This window comes from Escherichia sp. MOD1-EC5990 (assembly GCF_002965285.1).
Lineage (GTDB): Bacteria > Pseudomonadota > Gammaproteobacteria > Enterobacterales > Enterobacteriaceae > Escherichia > Escherichia coli_F.
Map to the genome: position 1 here is coordinate 1 of NZ_PTRV01000028.1, position 15046 is coordinate 15046.

Sequence of the window (15046 nt, forward strand, 5' to 3'; positions counted from 1 at the left end):
TTTTTCGTCTTGCGACGTTAAGAATCCGTATCTTCGAGTGCCCACACAGATTGTCTGATAAATTGTTAAAGAGCAGTTGCGACGCGGCTTTCAGCTCACTGTCGCGAGGTGGCGTATATTACGCTTTCCTCTTTCAGAGTCAACCCTGAATTTCAGGATTTTTCTCTTCAACCGAACCGGCTGTTTGTGTGAAGTGATTCACATCCGCCGTGTCGATGGAGGCGCATTATAGGGAGTCGTCTCAGGAAGACAAGCGGAAAAATGCATTTTTATTTCAACCGCTCATCTTTTAATCATTACGCCGGTTTTTGCTGCTTTTTTATCGCTTGCGGCAGGTCTGCCAGGCTATTTAACACCCAATCCGCCGCGTTTTCTGCTTCAGGCGTAATAGGTTTTCCCGTACGCACCAGCACTTTTGTTCCCACGTTCGCCGCAGCCGCTGCCTGCATATCTTCTAATTTATCGCCCACCATATAAGAAGCGGCCATATCAATATGCAAATAATCGCGTGCTGACAAAAGCATCCCCGGATGTGGTTTGCGGCAGTCGCAGACCTGGCGAAACTCTTCAACACTACCCTGCGGATGATGCGGGCAATAATAGATACCATCCAGATCGACATCGCGGTCCGCCAGCGACCAGTCCATCCACTCGGTCAGCGTTTCAAACTGTGCTTCAGTAAATTTACCGCGAGCAATGCCAGACTGGTTGGTTACTACCACCAGCGCAAAGCCCATTTTTTTTAGCTCGCGCATGGCGTCAATAACACCGTCGATAAATTCAAAGTTGTCGATCTCATGGACATAGCCGTGATCGACATTAATGGTGCCATCACGGTCAAGAAAAATTGCGGGTACGCTCTTCGCCACCTTTTATAGCTCCTTAATAAGGCATGTGACGCTAGTATCGCATGTTTCGACCTGCAAGAAAGTGCTCTTCGCATAAACCTGATTGATTTAGACGTCTGGATGCCTTAACATCCATTTCATTGACGGCTTTGACCGTTTCAGGCATTCGAAATGCCACGACTAACTTAATGACGATAATAAATAATCAATGATAAAACTTTCGAATATCACCAAAGTGTTCCACCAGGGCACCCGCACCATCCAGGCGTTGAACAACGTCAGCCTGCATGTGCCAGCTGGACAAATTTATGGCGTTATCGGTGCCTCAGGTGCGGGTAAAAGTACGCTTATCCGTTGTGTAAACCTGCTGGAGCGCCCAACCGAGGGTAGCGTGCTGGTCGATGGTCAGGAACTGACCACGCTGTCAGAATCCGAGTTGACCAAAGCTCGCCGCCAGATTGGTATGATTTTCCAGCATTTTAACCTGCTCTCTTCGCGCACTGTTTTTGGCAACGTGGCACTGCCGCTGGAGCTGGACAACACGCCGAAAGACGAGATTAAACGTCGCGTGACAGAATTACTGTCATTGGTTGGTCTTGGCGATAAGCATGATAGTTACCCGTCTAACCTTTCCGGTGGGCAGAAACAACGTGTGGCGATTGCCCGTGCGTTAGCCAGCAATCCCAAAGTATTGCTGTGTGATGAGGCCACCAGCGCGCTGGACCCGGCAACAACACGTTCTATTCTCGAACTGCTGAAAGACATCAATCGTCGTCTGGGTTTGACGATTCTGTTGATCACCCACGAAATGGACGTTGTGAAGCGCATTTGTGATTGCGTGGCGGTGATCAGTAATGGCGAGTTGATCGAGCAGGACACGGTAAGTGAAGTGTTCTCGCATCCGAAAACGCCGCTAGCGCAGAAGTTTATTCAGTCGACCCTGCATCTGGATATCCCGGAAGACTATCAGGAACGACTGCAAGCGGAACCATTCGCTGACTGCGTGCCGATGCTGCGTCTGGAGTTTACCGGTCAATCGGTCGATGCCCCGCTGCTTTCTGAAACCGCGCGTCGTTTCAACGTCAATAACAACATTATTAGCGCGCAGATGGATTACGCCGGTGGCGTTAAGTTCGGCATCATGCTGACTGAAATGCACGGCACACAACAAGATACGCAAGCCGCCATTGCCTGGCTGCAGGAACACCATGTAAAAGTAGAGGTACTGGGTTATGTCTGAGCCGATGATGTGGCTGCTGGTTCGTGGCGTATGGGAAACGCTGGCAATGACCTTCGTATCCGGTTTTTTTGGTTTTGTGATTGGCCTGCCGGTTGGCGTCCTGCTTTATGTCACGCGTCCGGGGCAAATTATTGCTAACGCGAAGCTGTATCGTACCGTTTCTGCGATTGTGAACATTTTCCGATCCATCCCGTTCATTATCTTGCTGGTATGGATGATTCCGTTTACTCGCGTTATTGTCGGTACATCGATTGGTTTGCAAGCAGCGATTGTTCCGCTGACAGTTGGTGCAGCACCGTTTATTGCCCGTATGGTCGAGAACGCTCTGCTGGAGATCCCAACCGGGTTAATTGAAGCTTCCCGCGCAATGGGTGCCACGCCAATGCAGATCGTCCGTAAAGTGCTGTTACCGGAGGCGTTGCCAGGTCTGGTGAATGCGGCAACTATCACCCTGATTACCCTGGTTGGTTATTCCGCAATGGGTGGCGCAGTCGGTGCCGGTGGTTTAGGTCAGATTGGCTATCAGTATGGCTACATCGGCTACAACGCGACGGTGATGAATACGGTACTGGTATTGCTGGTCATTCTGGTTTATTTAATTCAGTTCGCAGGCGACCGCATCGTCCGGGCTGTCACTCGCAAATAACGTTCAACACAACATAAATAATTGAAGAAGGAATAAGGTATGGCGTTCAAATTCAAAACCTTTGCGGCAGTGGGAGCCCTGATTGGATCACTGGCACTGGTAGGCTGCGGTCAGGATGAAAAAGATCCAAACCACATTAAAGTCGGCGTGATTGTTGGTGCCGAACAGCAGGTTGCAGAAGTCGCGCAGAAAGTCGCGAAAGACAAATATGGCCTGGACGTTGAGCTGGTCACCTTCAACGACTATGTTCTGCCAAACGAAGCATTGAGCAAAGGCGATATCGACGCCAACGCCTTCCAGCATAAACCGTACCTTGATCAGCAACTGAAAGATCGTGGCTACAAACTGGTCGCAGTAGGCAACACGTTTGTGTATCCGATTGCCGGTTACTCCAAGAAAATCAAATCGCTGGATGAACTGCAGGATGGTTCGCAGGTTGCCGTGCCAAACGACCCGACTAACCTTGGTCGTTCACTGCTGCTGCTGCAAAAAGTGGGCTTGATCAAACTGAAAGATGGCGTTGGCCTGTTGCCAACAGTTCTTGATGTTGTTGAGAACCCAAAAAACCTGAAAATTGTTGAGCTGGAAGCACCGCAGCTGCCGCGCTCTCTGGACGATGCGCAAATCGCTCTGGCGGTTATCAACACCACCTATGCCAGCCAGATTGGCCTGACTCCGGCGAAAGACGGTATCTTTGTCGAAGATAAAGAGTCTCCGTACGTAAACCTGATCGTGACGCGTGAAGATAATAAAGACGCAGAGAACGTGAAGAAATTCGTCCAGGCTTATCAGTCTGACGAAGTTTACGAAGCAGCGAACAAAGTGTTTAACGGTGGCGCTGTTAAAGGCTGGTAATTTTTAGGCTGTTTCCACAATTTGTAATATCATTCAGGACGGGCGCTTGCCCGTCTTGTCATTTTTACAAGCTCCTGATTCAATATTGACGTTTTGATCATACATTGAGGAAATACTATGCGTGCTTTACCGATCTGTTTAGTAGCACTCATGCTAAGCGGCTGTTCCATGTTAAGCAGATCCCCTGTCGAACCCGTTCAAAGCACTGCACCCCAGCCGAAAGCGGAGCCTGCAAAACCAAAAGCACCGCGCGCCGCGCCGGTCCGAATTTATACCAATGCAGAAGAATTAGTCGGCAAACCATTCCGCGATCTCGGTGAAGTCAGTGGCGATTCTTGCCAGGCCTCTAATCAGGACTCTCCGCCGAGCATTCCAACCGCGCGTAAGCGGATGCAAATCAATGCCTCTAAAATGAAAGCCAATGCGGTATTACTGCATAGCTGCGAAGTTACCAGCGGTACGCCAGGCTGCTATCGTCAGGCTGTATGTATCGGTTCTGCGCTTAACATTACGGCGAAATGAGCAGTTTCCAGTTCGAGCAAATAGGCGTTATTCGCTCGCCCTATAAAGAAAAATTCGCCGTTCCGCGCCAGCCAGGTCTGGTAAAAAGCGCCAACGGTGAACTGCATCTCATTGCTCCCTACAACCAGGCCGACGCCGTTCGCGGCCTGGAAGCGTTTAGCCATTTATGGATCCTTTTTGTCTTTCATCAAACAATGGAAGGCGGCTGGCGTCCGACTGTGCGTCCACCGCGCCTCGGCGGTAACGCCAGAATGGGCGTTTTCGCCACACGCTCTACTTTCCGCCCTAACCCGATTGGTATGTCGCTGGTAGAGCTGAAGGAAGTTATTTGTCATAAAGATAACGTGATTCTGAAGCTCGGCAGTCTGGATCTGGTCGATGGTACGCCGGTGGTAGATATCAAACCGTATCTTCCCTTTGCCGAATCGCTTCCTGATGCCAGTGCCAGCTATGCGCAAAGTGCACCAGCGGCAGAGATGGCGGTGAGTTTTACCTTAGAGGTCGAAAAGCAGCTTTTGACATTGGAGAAGCGCTATCCGCAGTTAACGCTGTTTATCCGCGAAGTACTGGCGCAGGACCCGCGTCCAGCCTATCGTAAAGGTGAGGAAACGGGCAAAACCTATGCCGTCTGGCTGCATAATTTTAACGTTCGCTGGCGCGTCACCGACGCTGGTTTTGAAGTCTTTGCGCTGGAACCGCGTTAAATTCGCGCCCTTCTCTTTTGACATTTCTTTTGCACTGGTAAACTAAATCACTTTTTTTGTCCCAGGCTCGCCTTGAGCCTGCTCTACCTTCCAACTGGAACCGTAACAACATGCGTACTAGCCAATACCTGCTCTCCACTCTTAAGGAGACACCTGCCGACGCCGAGGTGATCAGCCATCAGCTGATGTTACGCGCCGGGATGATCCGCAAGCTGGCCTCCGGGTTATACACCTGGCTGCCGACCGGCGTGCGCGTTCTGAAAAAAGTCGAAAACATCGTGCGTGAAGAGATGAACAACGCCGGTGCGATCGAGGTGTTAATGCCGGTGGTTCAGCCATCTGAACTGTGGCAAGAGAGTGGTCGTTGGGAACAGTATGGCCCGGAATTGCTGCGTATTGCTGACCGTGGTGACCGTCCGTTCGTACTTGGCCCAACTCATGAAGAAGTGATTACCGACCTGATTCGTAACGAGCTGAGCTCTTACAAACAGCTGCCGCTGAACTTCTATCAGATCCAAACCAAGTTCCGTGATGAAGTACGCCCGCGTTTCGGCGTCATGCGTTCCCGCGAATTCCTGATGAAAGATGCTTACTCTTTCCATACCTCTCAGGAATCCCTGCAGGAAACCTACGATGCAATGTATGCGGCCTACAGCAAAATCTTCAGCCGCATGGGGCTGGATTTCCGCGCCGTACAGGCCGATACCGGTTCTATCGGCGGCAGCGCCTCTCACGAATTCCAGGTGCTGGCGCAGAGCGGTGAAGACGATGTGGTCTTCTCCGACACCTCTGACTATGCAGCGAACATTGAGCTGGCAGAAGCTATCGCGCCGAAAGAACCGCGCGCTGCTGCTACCCAGGAAATGACGCTGGTTGATACGCCGAACGCGAAAACCATCGCTGAACTGGTAGAACAATTCAATCTGCCGATTGAAAAAACGGTTAAGACTCTGCTGGTTAAAGCCGTTGAAGGCAGTAGCTTCCCGCTGGTTGCGCTGCTGGTTCGCGGTGACCACGAGCTGAACGAAGTTAAAGCTGAGAAACTGCCGCAGGTTGCAAGCCCGCTGACTTTCGCGACTGAAGAAGAAATTCGTGCCGTGGTTAAAGCCGGTCCGGGTTCACTGGGTCCGGTAAACATGCCGATTCCGGTAGTAATTGACCGTACTGTTGCGGCGATGAGTGATTTTGCTGCTGGTGCTAACATCGATGGCAAACACTACTTCGGTATCAACTGGGATCGCGATGTCGCAACCCCGGAAGTTGCGGATATCCGTAACGTAGTGGCTGGCGATCCAAGCCCGGATGGACAGGGTACGCTGCTGATCAAACGTGGTATCGAAGTCGGTCACATCTTCCAGCTGGGTACTAAGTACTCCGAAGCACTTAAAGCCTCCGTTCAGGGTGAAGATGGCCGTAATCAGATCCTGACTATGGGTTGCTACGGTATCGGCGTAACGCGCGTAGTAGCGGCGGCAATTGAGCAGAACTACGACGAACGCGGCATCGTATGGCCTGACGCTATCGCACCTTTCCAGGTGGCGATTCTGCCGATGAACATGCACAAATCCTTCCGCGTACAGGAGCTGGCTGAGAAACTGTATAGCGAACTGCGCGCACAGGGTATCGAAGTGCTGCTGGATGATCGCAAAGAACGTCCGGGCGTGATGTTTGCTGATATGGAACTGATCGGTATTCCGCACACTATCGTGTTGGGCGACCGTAACCTCGACAACGACGATATCGAATACAAATACCGTCGTAACGGTGAGAAACAGTTAATTAAGACCGGTGACATCGTCGATTATCTGGTGAAACAGATTAAAGGCTGATGCCAGAAAGGGTCCTGAATTTCAGGACCCTTTTTTACATGGATTGTATAAAATGGATAAACCAAAGGCGCACTGGTGCCTGCTTCTCCCCTGCTTTCTTTTACTTTCGGCCTGTACCGTTGATATCAGCCAACCAGACTCATCAGCCACAGCGGTAGATGCCAAGGCAAAAACATGGGCAGTCAAATTCCAGCATCAAAGCTCTTTCACCGAACAATCAATAAAAGAAATAACAGAACCTGATCTCAAACCCGGCGATTTACTGTTCTCCTCAAGCCTTGGGGTAACTTCATTTGGTATCCGCGTCTTCAGCACTTCCTCAGTGAGCCACGTTGCAATCTTTTTGGGAGATAATAACGTTGCAGAAGCGACAGGAGATGGCATCCAGATTGTTTCCCTTAAAAAAGCGATGAAGCATAGTGATAAGCTTTTCGTCTTACGAGTCCCGGATCTTACCCCGCAACAAGCCACAGAAATTACCGCGTTTGCCAATAAAATCAAAGATAGCGGTTATAACTATCGCGGCATTGTCGAATTTATTCCATTTATGGTGACTCGCCAGATGTGCTCACTGAATCCGTTCTCCGAGGATTTTCGCCAACAGTGCGTCAGCGGCCTGGCGAAAGCGCAGTTAAGCAGTGTGAGCGAAGGAGACAAAAAGTCGTGGTTTTGTTCGGAATTTGTCACTGATGCATTTGCCAAAGCCGGACATCCGCTTACGCTGGCACAGTCTGGCTGGATTAGCCCTGCCGATCTGATGCATATGCGTACTGGCGATGTCTCTGTGTTTAAGCCAGAAACGCAATTAGAGTATATTGGGCACTTGAAGCCAGGGATTTATATCAAAGCGGGTCGCTTCGTTGGGTTGACTCAGTGATAAAAGCCAGCCTCGTCCACAAAATACCGGATGAGGCGTGAGCGCCTTACCCGGCCTACAAAATCGTGCTAATACAAAATGTTGCATTATTGGCTGTAGGCCTGATAAGCGCTGCGCATCAGGCAATTTTTCGTTTGTTTCTGTCTCACGATGGCTTACTGCCCCAAACTACTGCAATCCTGGTGCGGGTAAAATTTACCTGCCGTATCGGGCGCAAATACTTTGGTCGGCGCACCAGTATCCGGATTAGCCTCAAGCGTAAAGTGACCTTCTACTGACAGTAACACCGGTTTCTCGCTGTTGCCGCGGGCAGCCAAATAGCCCCGTTCCAGCTCAGCGTTATTCGCTACCATGAAACGTTTTCCGGTCGCACAATCAGTAAAGGTTGCCGCATCAGCCATATAAAAATACATGCCGCGTAGAGTCATCGGCGTCACTGGCAGGCTGGATTTTGCCGGTTCCAGTGTATAGTTGAACTGCGATTCGATCGGATTGCCTTCACGATCGAGCATCTCCAGCGCATCTCCTTTCGCCCGATAATATGACTTTTCACCTTTACTGTCGGTTAATACCAGTTTGTCAGCGGTTCGCGCCCATGTACCGTAGGAGGCGAAAGAGGAAGGCTCTTCACGCGCGCCCAGATAACGTTCATTCATCACCCATGTTCCGTCTTTTTCGAGGAACAGTGAGGTTTCGATACCTTCGCAATCAGCACACGGCAGCACGCCGCGCCAGCTTTGCGGCATCGGCTTCAGTTCAGCGGCCTGCGCCGGGGAAAGCGTATCGACTTCGGCCCGATTATTACATCCCATCAGTGTAAAGAGGCTGATTACAGCCATCGCTGTCACTATCGCTTTTTTCACCATCCATTCCTTCTTTTTATTCCCGACCGCCGCGCACTTTGCCGCGCAACGCCTTCACGCTTGATTTTTGTGCTTTCGATACCAGCCTGCGCTCTTTTGATGCGCGGGTAGGTCGTGTCGGTCGCCGGGTTTTTTGTTCTGTTGTTAATTCTTTAATCACTGCCACCAACCGTGCCAGCGCCGCTTCGCGGTTCAGTTCCTGGCTGCGATATTCCTGTGCCTTGATGACAATCACTCCATCGCTGCTAATCAGATGATGGCTGGCAGCGAGCAGGCGCTCTTTGTAATACTCTGGCAGGCTGGACGCTCGAATGTCAAAACGTAGATGAATAGCCGTTGAGGTCTTATTCACATGCTGCCCGCCCGCGCCCTGCGCACGAATGGCGGTGATCTCAAGCTCGCCATCGGGGATAGCAACATGTCGGGAAATCATAATCATGAAGGTTGTTGCCAGGCGATTAAGTTTACTTCCAGATTATTCTTATCATCCGATAACCAAATCACCCCATCCTGAATCGTTGCCTGCAGCGTCATGGTACGATCGGCAAAGGCGCTCACTTTTGCCAGTTGCTCGTCGTCCAGATACCAGATGGAAAGATTGGCAAACTGCGCACATTTGCTCTGATTTTGCTGCCACCAGATTTGCGCTGCCCGACTATTATAGGCAAACAGCGCCACTTCTGCGGCCTGGGTGCAGGCTTTCTTAATCCGCCGCTCATCCGGCAATCCCAGTTCAATCCACAAATCAATGCCCAGATGATCATTACGCAGCCACGCTTCCGGCTCATCATCGGCACACAAACCTCGGGTAAATTGCAGACGCTCATCGGCATATTTCAGCCACGCCAGCAGGCGCAGCATCATGCGCTCCTGTGTTTCTGAAGGGTGGCGCGCCAGCGTCAGAGAGGCATCGAGAAACTGGTTGCGGTCGAGATCGGCCACATTAACCGTCGCTTTATAAATTGTCGCTTTAAGCGCCATAAGAAAACTCCTTTCGAATCAGGAGGCCATTGTAACGGAATACGTGCAGTTGCGACGCTGATATTGCAGAAATGAGTGTGGTATAGTCACCTTGCGAAACAGAGTTTATCTTCGTAGGCTTAGACTTGCATCCACGGTTAAGTCAGAGTGCTGACAGGAGGGCATGTGGAAAAATATTGTGAGTTAATACGCAAGCGGTACGCGGAAATCGCCAGCGGAGACTTAGGATACGTTCCGGACGCGCTGGGCTGCGTTTTGAAAGTGCTGAATGAAATGGCTGCCGACGATGCCCTTTCTGAGGCTGTCAGGGAAAAAGCAGCATACGCTGCGGCAAACTTACTGGTGAGCGATTATGTCAATGAATGATACGTATCAACCAATCAATTGTGATGATTACGATAATCTTGAGCTCGCCTGCCAGCATCATTTAATGCTGACACTTGAGCTGAAAGATGGCGAAAAACTGCAGGGGAAGGCCAGCGATTTAGTCTCCCGCAAAAATGTGGAATATCTGGTCGTCGAAGCTGCTGGCGAAACCCGCGAGCTACGTCTGGATAAAATTACCAGCTTTAGCCACCCGGAAATCGGTACGGTGGTGGTGAGCGAGTCCTGATTTACTTTCGCCGGATGCGACGTTTGATGCGTCTTATCCGGCTTTCACTTAACTAAGCGTTTCGCCGCCAGACAAAACTTACGCCATTCTCACCTTCAGCCACACCTTCTTGCGTCACAAATACCTCTGCCGCTGCAATCAGCGTTTCGCCATAAAACAGCAGTGGCGTGGTGTCACGCAACCACGGCGGTACGCCCAGTTCCTGCCAGATTTTCTTTAACTTACGCCCACCATTGCGCCCGACAATATGCAGCAATCCTGGCGCTTTGAAACGCACACTGACCGCTTCGTCTGCACGCGGAGGGCGAATATCGCCTCCCGCAGTAAGCTGTACACTTCCCAGCGCCGCCGGTAATTCCAGCGGTTGTAACCACGTCTGCCACGGCACAATGGTTTCGCTTTGCCCAGTGACGGATTTAATCCACCACAGTTGCGATTGATAGCGGCGGATTTCAAACGCCCCCAAACGTAAACAGGGGGAAGCATCTTCTCGCGCCAGCGCCACTTCCTGCCAGATCCTCACCAACGCGTCGCGGGAAGGCATCGGTGCATTCTGCCCTGCCAGCCAGCGGCGGATAATCGCCGCGCGACGGGCATCACTCATCGCCAGCATTGGCGCAATCTGCAGCGTCCCCTGCGGCGTTTGACAGTGTGCTAAATCATCTGCCAGCAGTTCATCCAGCAGGCTCTCTTGCTCAGCACAAAGTGCAGCGCTGCGGGCCGTTGCTTCGGCAAAATGCGGCCAACGCTGCTGCAATAACGGCACTACGTGTAGGCGCAGGAAGTTACGATCGTATGAGTCGTCCTGATTACTTTCGTCTTCAATCCAACGTAAACCATGCGCCAACGCCCACTGCTCCAGTTCTCCCCGTGTGCGGGCGAGCAACGGTCGGATCAGCCGCGTTCCGGCAAACTCCGAGACTTCCGCCATAGCCGAAAGCCCTGCAGGGCCGCTACCACGTTTTAACGCCAGCAGAAACGTTTCACATTGATCGTCGAGATGTTGCGCTGTAACCAGCACTTCACCAGGTAACAGGGTACGAGCAAATGCCTGATAACGTGCCTGCCGCGCCTGAGCCTCAATACCTAGCCCCTCTTGCGCAAGTTGCACACGCTCAACCACCAGCGGCACCTGCCACTGCTGGCAGATATTTTCACAATGTTTCACCCAAGCATCAGCGTTGGCACTTAAACCATGATGCACATGAATAGCGCGCAGGGTGACGCCCGGATTTTCCGTCCGCCACTGCACCAACTGATGCAGCAGAACGGTGGAGTCAAGCCCGCCGCTAAAGGCCACCAGAATCTGGCGTGAGATGAGAAGTTGTCTATTGAGAGTGAGTGTCATGATGGTGCGATTTTACAGTAGCAATGCCCGGCACGTTACCGGGCAAATATGGCGATGACAAGCCTTACTGCTCATACAGTTCCAACGGCAGTCCGTCCGGATCGTTAAAGAATGTGAAGCGCTTTTGCGTGTAGGGATCGACACGTATGGCTTCACATTTCACGTTATGGCTTTCAAGATGCGCCACTGCCGCATCGATATCATCAACGCTAAAAGCCAGATGACGCAGGCCGCAAGCTTCCGGTCTGCTGGGGCGCTCCGGCGGGAACGGAAATGAGAAAAGCTCAATCACATATTGCCCATTAAGCGCCAAATCCCCTTTCCACGAATCGCGCGCTTCGCGATAGACTTCGCTTTGCAGCGTGAAACCGAGAATATCGCAGTAGAAAGCTTTGCTCACCGCATAATCCGTCGCAATAATCGCAATATGGTGAACCTGTTTTAAACCCAGCATAACGCCTCCTTTATTTGTTAACAGCACGTTACTCGCCCGGAAGCCGCTCTGGCAAGTTATCCCGCCATTTTTAGGACTCGTACGCGGTAAACGCCATCTTCGTCCTGTTTCGCGCCGTGAATATCCGTTTCAAAGCCGGGGTAGCGCTGGCCCACTGAACAGAGCATCAGCAGAAAATCGAGTACCGTGCGGCTCTCCTCGGTCAGCATTTCTCCTGGCATCAGTAGCGGTACGCCAGGCGGATAAGGCAGGATCATATTTGCCGATACTCTACCGACCAGTTGTTCCAGCGCAATGGTTTCTACTTCGCCTTTAATCTGCCGTTGCCATGCCTGATGTGGCGTCATGATCATCTCCGGTAAAGTATCAAATGCTCGCAACATCAAACCGGGAAGATCGTGTTTACGAATCAGCTTATGGATCCCTTGCGCCAGATCCTGAATACGCATATTGCGATAAAAATCGGGATCTTCTGCATAGAGATCGGGCAGCATATTTTTGATCCGCAGGTTGAGATCGTAAGAGCGCTTAAATTCCGTCAACCCACGCAATAATCCCATTGCTTTGGTTTTATCGATGCCAATACTAAAGAGAAACAGCAGGTTATAAGGGCCGGTTTTCTCTACTACGATCCCACGTTCGTCGAGGAATTTTGCCACCAGCGCCGCCGGGATCCCCTCATCGCTCATATTGCCCTGCTCGTCCATCCCCGGTGTCAAAATAGTGACTTTAACCGGATCGAGAAACATATGATCGGCATCCGCATCGTTAAAGCCGTGCCACTGTTCGCCAGGCGCAACGGGCCAGCATTCGGCTTCATCCACCTGCGGCGGTTGCCAGATATCGAAAAACCAGCCGTCAGACTCTTCCCGCAGCCGCTGGACCTCTTTGCGAAAATGCAGCGCTCGTTCTACTGAACGGTTAATCAGCCGTTTGCCCGGATTACCACGCAGCATCGCCGCCGCTGTCTCAACCGAAGCAACAATGGGATAACTGGGCGAAGTGGTGGTATGCATCATAAAGGCTTCATTAAACGCCTCTTCGTCGTACTCACCTTTAATGTGGATCAGTGATGCCTGCGACAACGCCGCCAGCATTTTGTGGGTCGATTGCGTTTCGAAGAAAACTTTTCCTGCCACCCGATCGCCACTCATACCACTTTTGCCCTGATAGATCGGATGAAAATGAGTATACGGGACCCAGGCGGAATCGAAGTGGATCGAGGGGACATCCAGCGTCTGTTTGATCCAGTCGGTGTTGTAGAGCAAGCCATCATAGGTTGAGTTGGTGATCACCGCATGAACCGGCCATTGTGCCTGCGTGGTAGCAGCGACTTTCTCTTCGATACTGTCGCGGGTAAATTCTCGTCGCGGGATCCCACCCAGAATCCCCAACGCATTACGTGTTGGTTTTAGCCAGACCGGCACGACATCGTTCATCATCAACAGATGCGCCAGCGATTTATGACAATTGCGGTCAATTAACAGCGTACTGCCGGATGGCGCGGCGTACATACCCACAATTTTGTTCGACGTCGATGTTCCGTTGGTGACGATATAACTCTGTTCCGCGCCGAAAGTCCGTGCGATGTACTCTTCCGCTTCCAGATGTGGCCCGGTGTGGTCGAGCAACGAACCTAGCTCGGTTACCGAAATAGAGACGTCCGCCTTGAGGGTATTCCCGCCGAAAAAATCATAAAACAGACAGCCTACCGGGCTTTTCTGATACGCGGTACCACCCATATGCCCCGGCGTACAAAAGGTGTACTTCCGCTCTTTGACATAAGTAAACAAGGCTTTAGTGAATGGCGGGGTAATGTTATCGAGATATTCGTTGGTGTACTGACGCATACGAATGGCGATATCTTCTGCCTGCCCCAGCGCATATTCAAAGAACCAGAGCGCCATCCGCATATCCTGCACGCTGACATCCATCGTCGAGTGAGTATTGATGAAGGCATAAAGCGGGAGATATTCATTAAGTTGATTGATATCGCTACATAAATCGAGACTGTATTCATCCCAGTCAAAAATCACGCCGCATATTCGTGGGTTGTGTTCGATAAATTTCAGCAAATCAACGCTGTTTTGTGGCCAGATAATCTGAAAACCTTGCGCCACCAGCGCCGACTCCAGTTCTTTGATGGGCTCATCTTTATAAAAGACGCCATGCGGTCCCATAATGGCAATGATGTTCATGTGTTCCTCCTGGAAAATCCTTCCTTAATCATAGCCCGCTCAAACCATGGCGATAAAAAAGGGCCACCGAAGTGACCCTTTTCAGAACATTTGCGAATTACGCGTAACCGTAGCTCATCAGGCGCTGATAACGACGATTTTTTAAATCTTCAGTGCTTAACACGTCGAGATCGGCCAGATCCGCCAGCAGCTGCGCTTTCAGAGACGCCGCCATCGCTTCCGGGTTACGGTGAGCACCGCCCAGCGGTTCCGGGATGATGGAGTCGATCAGTTTCAGTTCTTTCAAACGCGGAGCGATGATCCCCATCGCTTCAGCCGCCAGCGGCGCTTTGTCGGCGCTCTTCCACAGAATGGACGCACAACCTTCCGGCGAGATAACAGAATAGGTGCTGTATTGCAGCATATTCACTTTATCGCCCACGCCAATCGCCAGCGCGCCGCCAGAACCACCTTCACCGATAACGGTGCAAATAGTCGGTACGCTAAGGCGAGACATTTCACGCAGGTTGCGTGCAATGGCTTCAGACTGACCGCGTTCTTCTGCGCCCACACCCGGATAAGCCCCCGGGGTGTCGATAAAGGTGATGATTGGCATCTTAAAGCGTTCAGCCATTTGCATCAGACGCAGTGCTTTGCGGTAACCTTCTGGCGCTGGCATACCAAAGTTACGGCGAATTTTTTCTTTGGTTTCACGACCTTTTTGATGACCAATGATCATCACCGGACGACCATCGAGACGGGCGATACCCCCGACGATAGCTTTATCGTCTGCATACGCGCGGTCGCCAGCCAGTTCGTCAAATTCATCAAAGGCCAGGCGAACGTAATCCAGGGTATAAGGACGCTGTGGATGGCGTGCCAGTTGCGCAATCTGCCATGCACCGAGATCGGCGAAGATTTTACGCGTCAGTTCTACGCTTTTTTCACGCAGACGATGCACTTCTTCATCGATATTAATATCCAGTTTCTCATCCTGGCGGCTAACCGCAGTCAGAGAATCGATTTTCGCTTCCAGCTCTGCAATCGGCTGTTCAAAATCAAGGAAATTCAGACTCATAGTATTCCTGT

At 51.4% G+C, this 15046-nt stretch carries 17 protein-coding genes; 9 read left to right on the forward strand and 8 right to left on the reverse strand.

Annotation, left to right across the window (positions count from 1 at the left end; all coding sequences use genetic code 11):
* Positions 1-296: 296 nt before the first annotated feature.
* Positions 297-869: a D-glycero-beta-D-manno-heptose 1,7-bisphosphate 7-phosphatase gene (gmhB, locus tag BEB42_RS22685; protein ID WP_001140174.1), complete on the reverse strand. Its 573-nt coding sequence runs from the start codon at positions 867-869 to the stop codon at positions 297-299.
* 187 nt (positions 870-1056) lie between these two features.
* Here gmhB and metN point away from each other — a divergent pair, with 187 nt between their 5' ends.
* From metN to BEB42_RS22720, 7 genes are all read left to right on the forward strand, one after another.
* Complete coding sequence (metN, locus tag BEB42_RS22690) at positions 1057-2088, forward strand: methionine ABC transporter ATP-binding protein MetN (RefSeq protein ID WP_000593991.1); 1032 nt, start codon at positions 1057-1059, stop codon at positions 2086-2088.
* Positions 2081-2734 (forward strand): methionine ABC transporter permease MetI, encoded by a 654-nt coding sequence (locus BEB42_RS22695; RefSeq protein WP_001294600.1) that lies wholly within the window; start codon positions 2081-2083, stop codon positions 2732-2734. Before metN ends, BEB42_RS22695 begins: the two co-directional genes overlap by 8 nt.
* A gap of 39 nt (positions 2735-2773) precedes the next feature.
* Positions 2774-3589: a methionine ABC transporter substrate-binding lipoprotein MetQ gene (metQ, locus tag BEB42_RS22700; protein WP_000874226.1), complete on the forward strand. Its 816-nt coding sequence runs from the start codon at positions 2774-2776 to the stop codon at positions 3587-3589.
* A 117-nt stretch (positions 3590-3706) separates the two neighbouring features.
* Positions 3707-4111 (forward strand): Rcs stress response system protein RcsF, encoded by a 405-nt coding sequence (gene rcsF / locus BEB42_RS22705; RefSeq protein WP_001202321.1) that lies wholly within the window; start codon positions 3707-3709, stop codon positions 4109-4111.
* Entirely contained in the window at positions 4108-4815 is a 708-nt protein-coding gene (gene tsaA / locus BEB42_RS22710) for a tRNA (N6-threonylcarbamoyladenosine(37)-N6)-methyltransferase TrmO (protein ID WP_000093999.1), read from the forward strand. Before rcsF ends, tsaA begins: the two co-directional genes overlap by 4 nt.
* A gap of 110 nt (positions 4816-4925) precedes the next feature.
* The gene (gene proS / locus BEB42_RS22715) at positions 4926-6644 is read left to right on the forward strand and encodes a proline--tRNA ligase (RefSeq protein WP_001260696.1); all 1719 of its coding nucleotides are present in this window, start codon (positions 4926-4928) and stop codon (positions 6642-6644) included.
* A 52-nt stretch (positions 6645-6696) separates the two neighbouring features.
* Positions 6697-7521, forward strand: coding sequence for a YaeF family permuted papain-like enzyme (locus BEB42_RS22720; protein WP_001353447.1), 825 nt, complete (start codon positions 6697-6699; stop codon positions 7519-7521).
* 155 nt (positions 7522-7676) lie between these two features.
* On the opposite strand, the gene nlpE is transcribed toward BEB42_RS22720, so the two are convergent.
* Genes nlpE through BEB42_RS22735 form a run of 3 tightly spaced genes read right to left on the reverse strand, consistent with a single transcriptional unit; the run spans position 7677 to position 9365 of the window.
* On the reverse strand, positions 7677-8387 hold the full coding sequence (gene nlpE, locus BEB42_RS22725) for an envelope stress response activation lipoprotein NlpE (RefSeq protein ID WP_000239168.1): 711 nt from the start codon (positions 8385-8387) through the stop codon (positions 7677-7679).
* A gap of 13 nt (positions 8388-8400) precedes the next feature.
* Positions 8401-8823 (reverse strand): alternative ribosome rescue aminoacyl-tRNA hydrolase ArfB, encoded by a 423-nt coding sequence (gene arfB / locus BEB42_RS22730; RefSeq protein ID WP_000605341.1) that lies wholly within the window; start codon positions 8821-8823, stop codon positions 8401-8403.
* Entirely contained in the window at positions 8820-9365 is a 546-nt protein-coding gene (locus BEB42_RS22735) for a YaeQ family protein (protein WP_001185279.1), read from the reverse strand. The genes arfB and BEB42_RS22735 overlap by 4 nt, the downstream gene beginning before the upstream one ends.
* Before the next feature lie 165 nt (positions 9366-9530).
* On the opposite strand from BEB42_RS22735, the gene BEB42_RS22740 reads away from it, so the two are divergent.
* On the forward strand, positions 9531-9731 hold the full coding sequence (locus BEB42_RS22740; protein WP_000417058.1) for a YaeP family protein: 201 nt from the start codon (positions 9531-9533) through the stop codon (positions 9729-9731).
* Positions 9718-9978: a Rho-binding antiterminator gene (gene rof, locus BEB42_RS22745; RefSeq protein ID WP_000062318.1), complete on the forward strand. Its 261-nt coding sequence runs from the start codon at positions 9718-9720 to the stop codon at positions 9976-9978. Before BEB42_RS22740 ends, rof begins: the two co-directional genes overlap by 14 nt.
* A gap of 52 nt (positions 9979-10030) precedes the next feature.
* Here the strand turns inward: rof and tilS are convergent, their stop codons facing one another.
* The 4 genes from tilS to accA form a co-directional block, all read right to left on the reverse strand.
* Complete coding sequence (gene tilS, locus BEB42_RS22750) at positions 10031-11326, reverse strand: tRNA lysidine(34) synthetase TilS (RefSeq protein WP_105267570.1); 1296 nt, start codon at positions 11324-11326, stop codon at positions 10031-10033.
* 64 nt (positions 11327-11390) lie between these two features.
* Complete coding sequence (locus BEB42_RS22755; RefSeq protein WP_000901098.1) at positions 11391-11780, reverse strand: VOC family protein; 390 nt, start codon at positions 11778-11780, stop codon at positions 11391-11393.
* 56 nt (positions 11781-11836) lie between these two features.
* On the reverse strand, positions 11837-13978 hold the full coding sequence (ldcC, locus tag BEB42_RS22760) for a lysine decarboxylase LdcC (RefSeq protein WP_001021007.1): 2142 nt from the start codon (positions 13976-13978) through the stop codon (positions 11837-11839).
* A gap of 97 nt (positions 13979-14075) precedes the next feature.
* Entirely contained in the window at positions 14076-15035 is a 960-nt protein-coding gene (gene accA, locus BEB42_RS22765; protein WP_000055746.1) for an acetyl-CoA carboxylase carboxyl transferase subunit alpha, read from the reverse strand.
* Between the last annotated feature and the right edge of the window lie 11 nt (positions 15036-15046).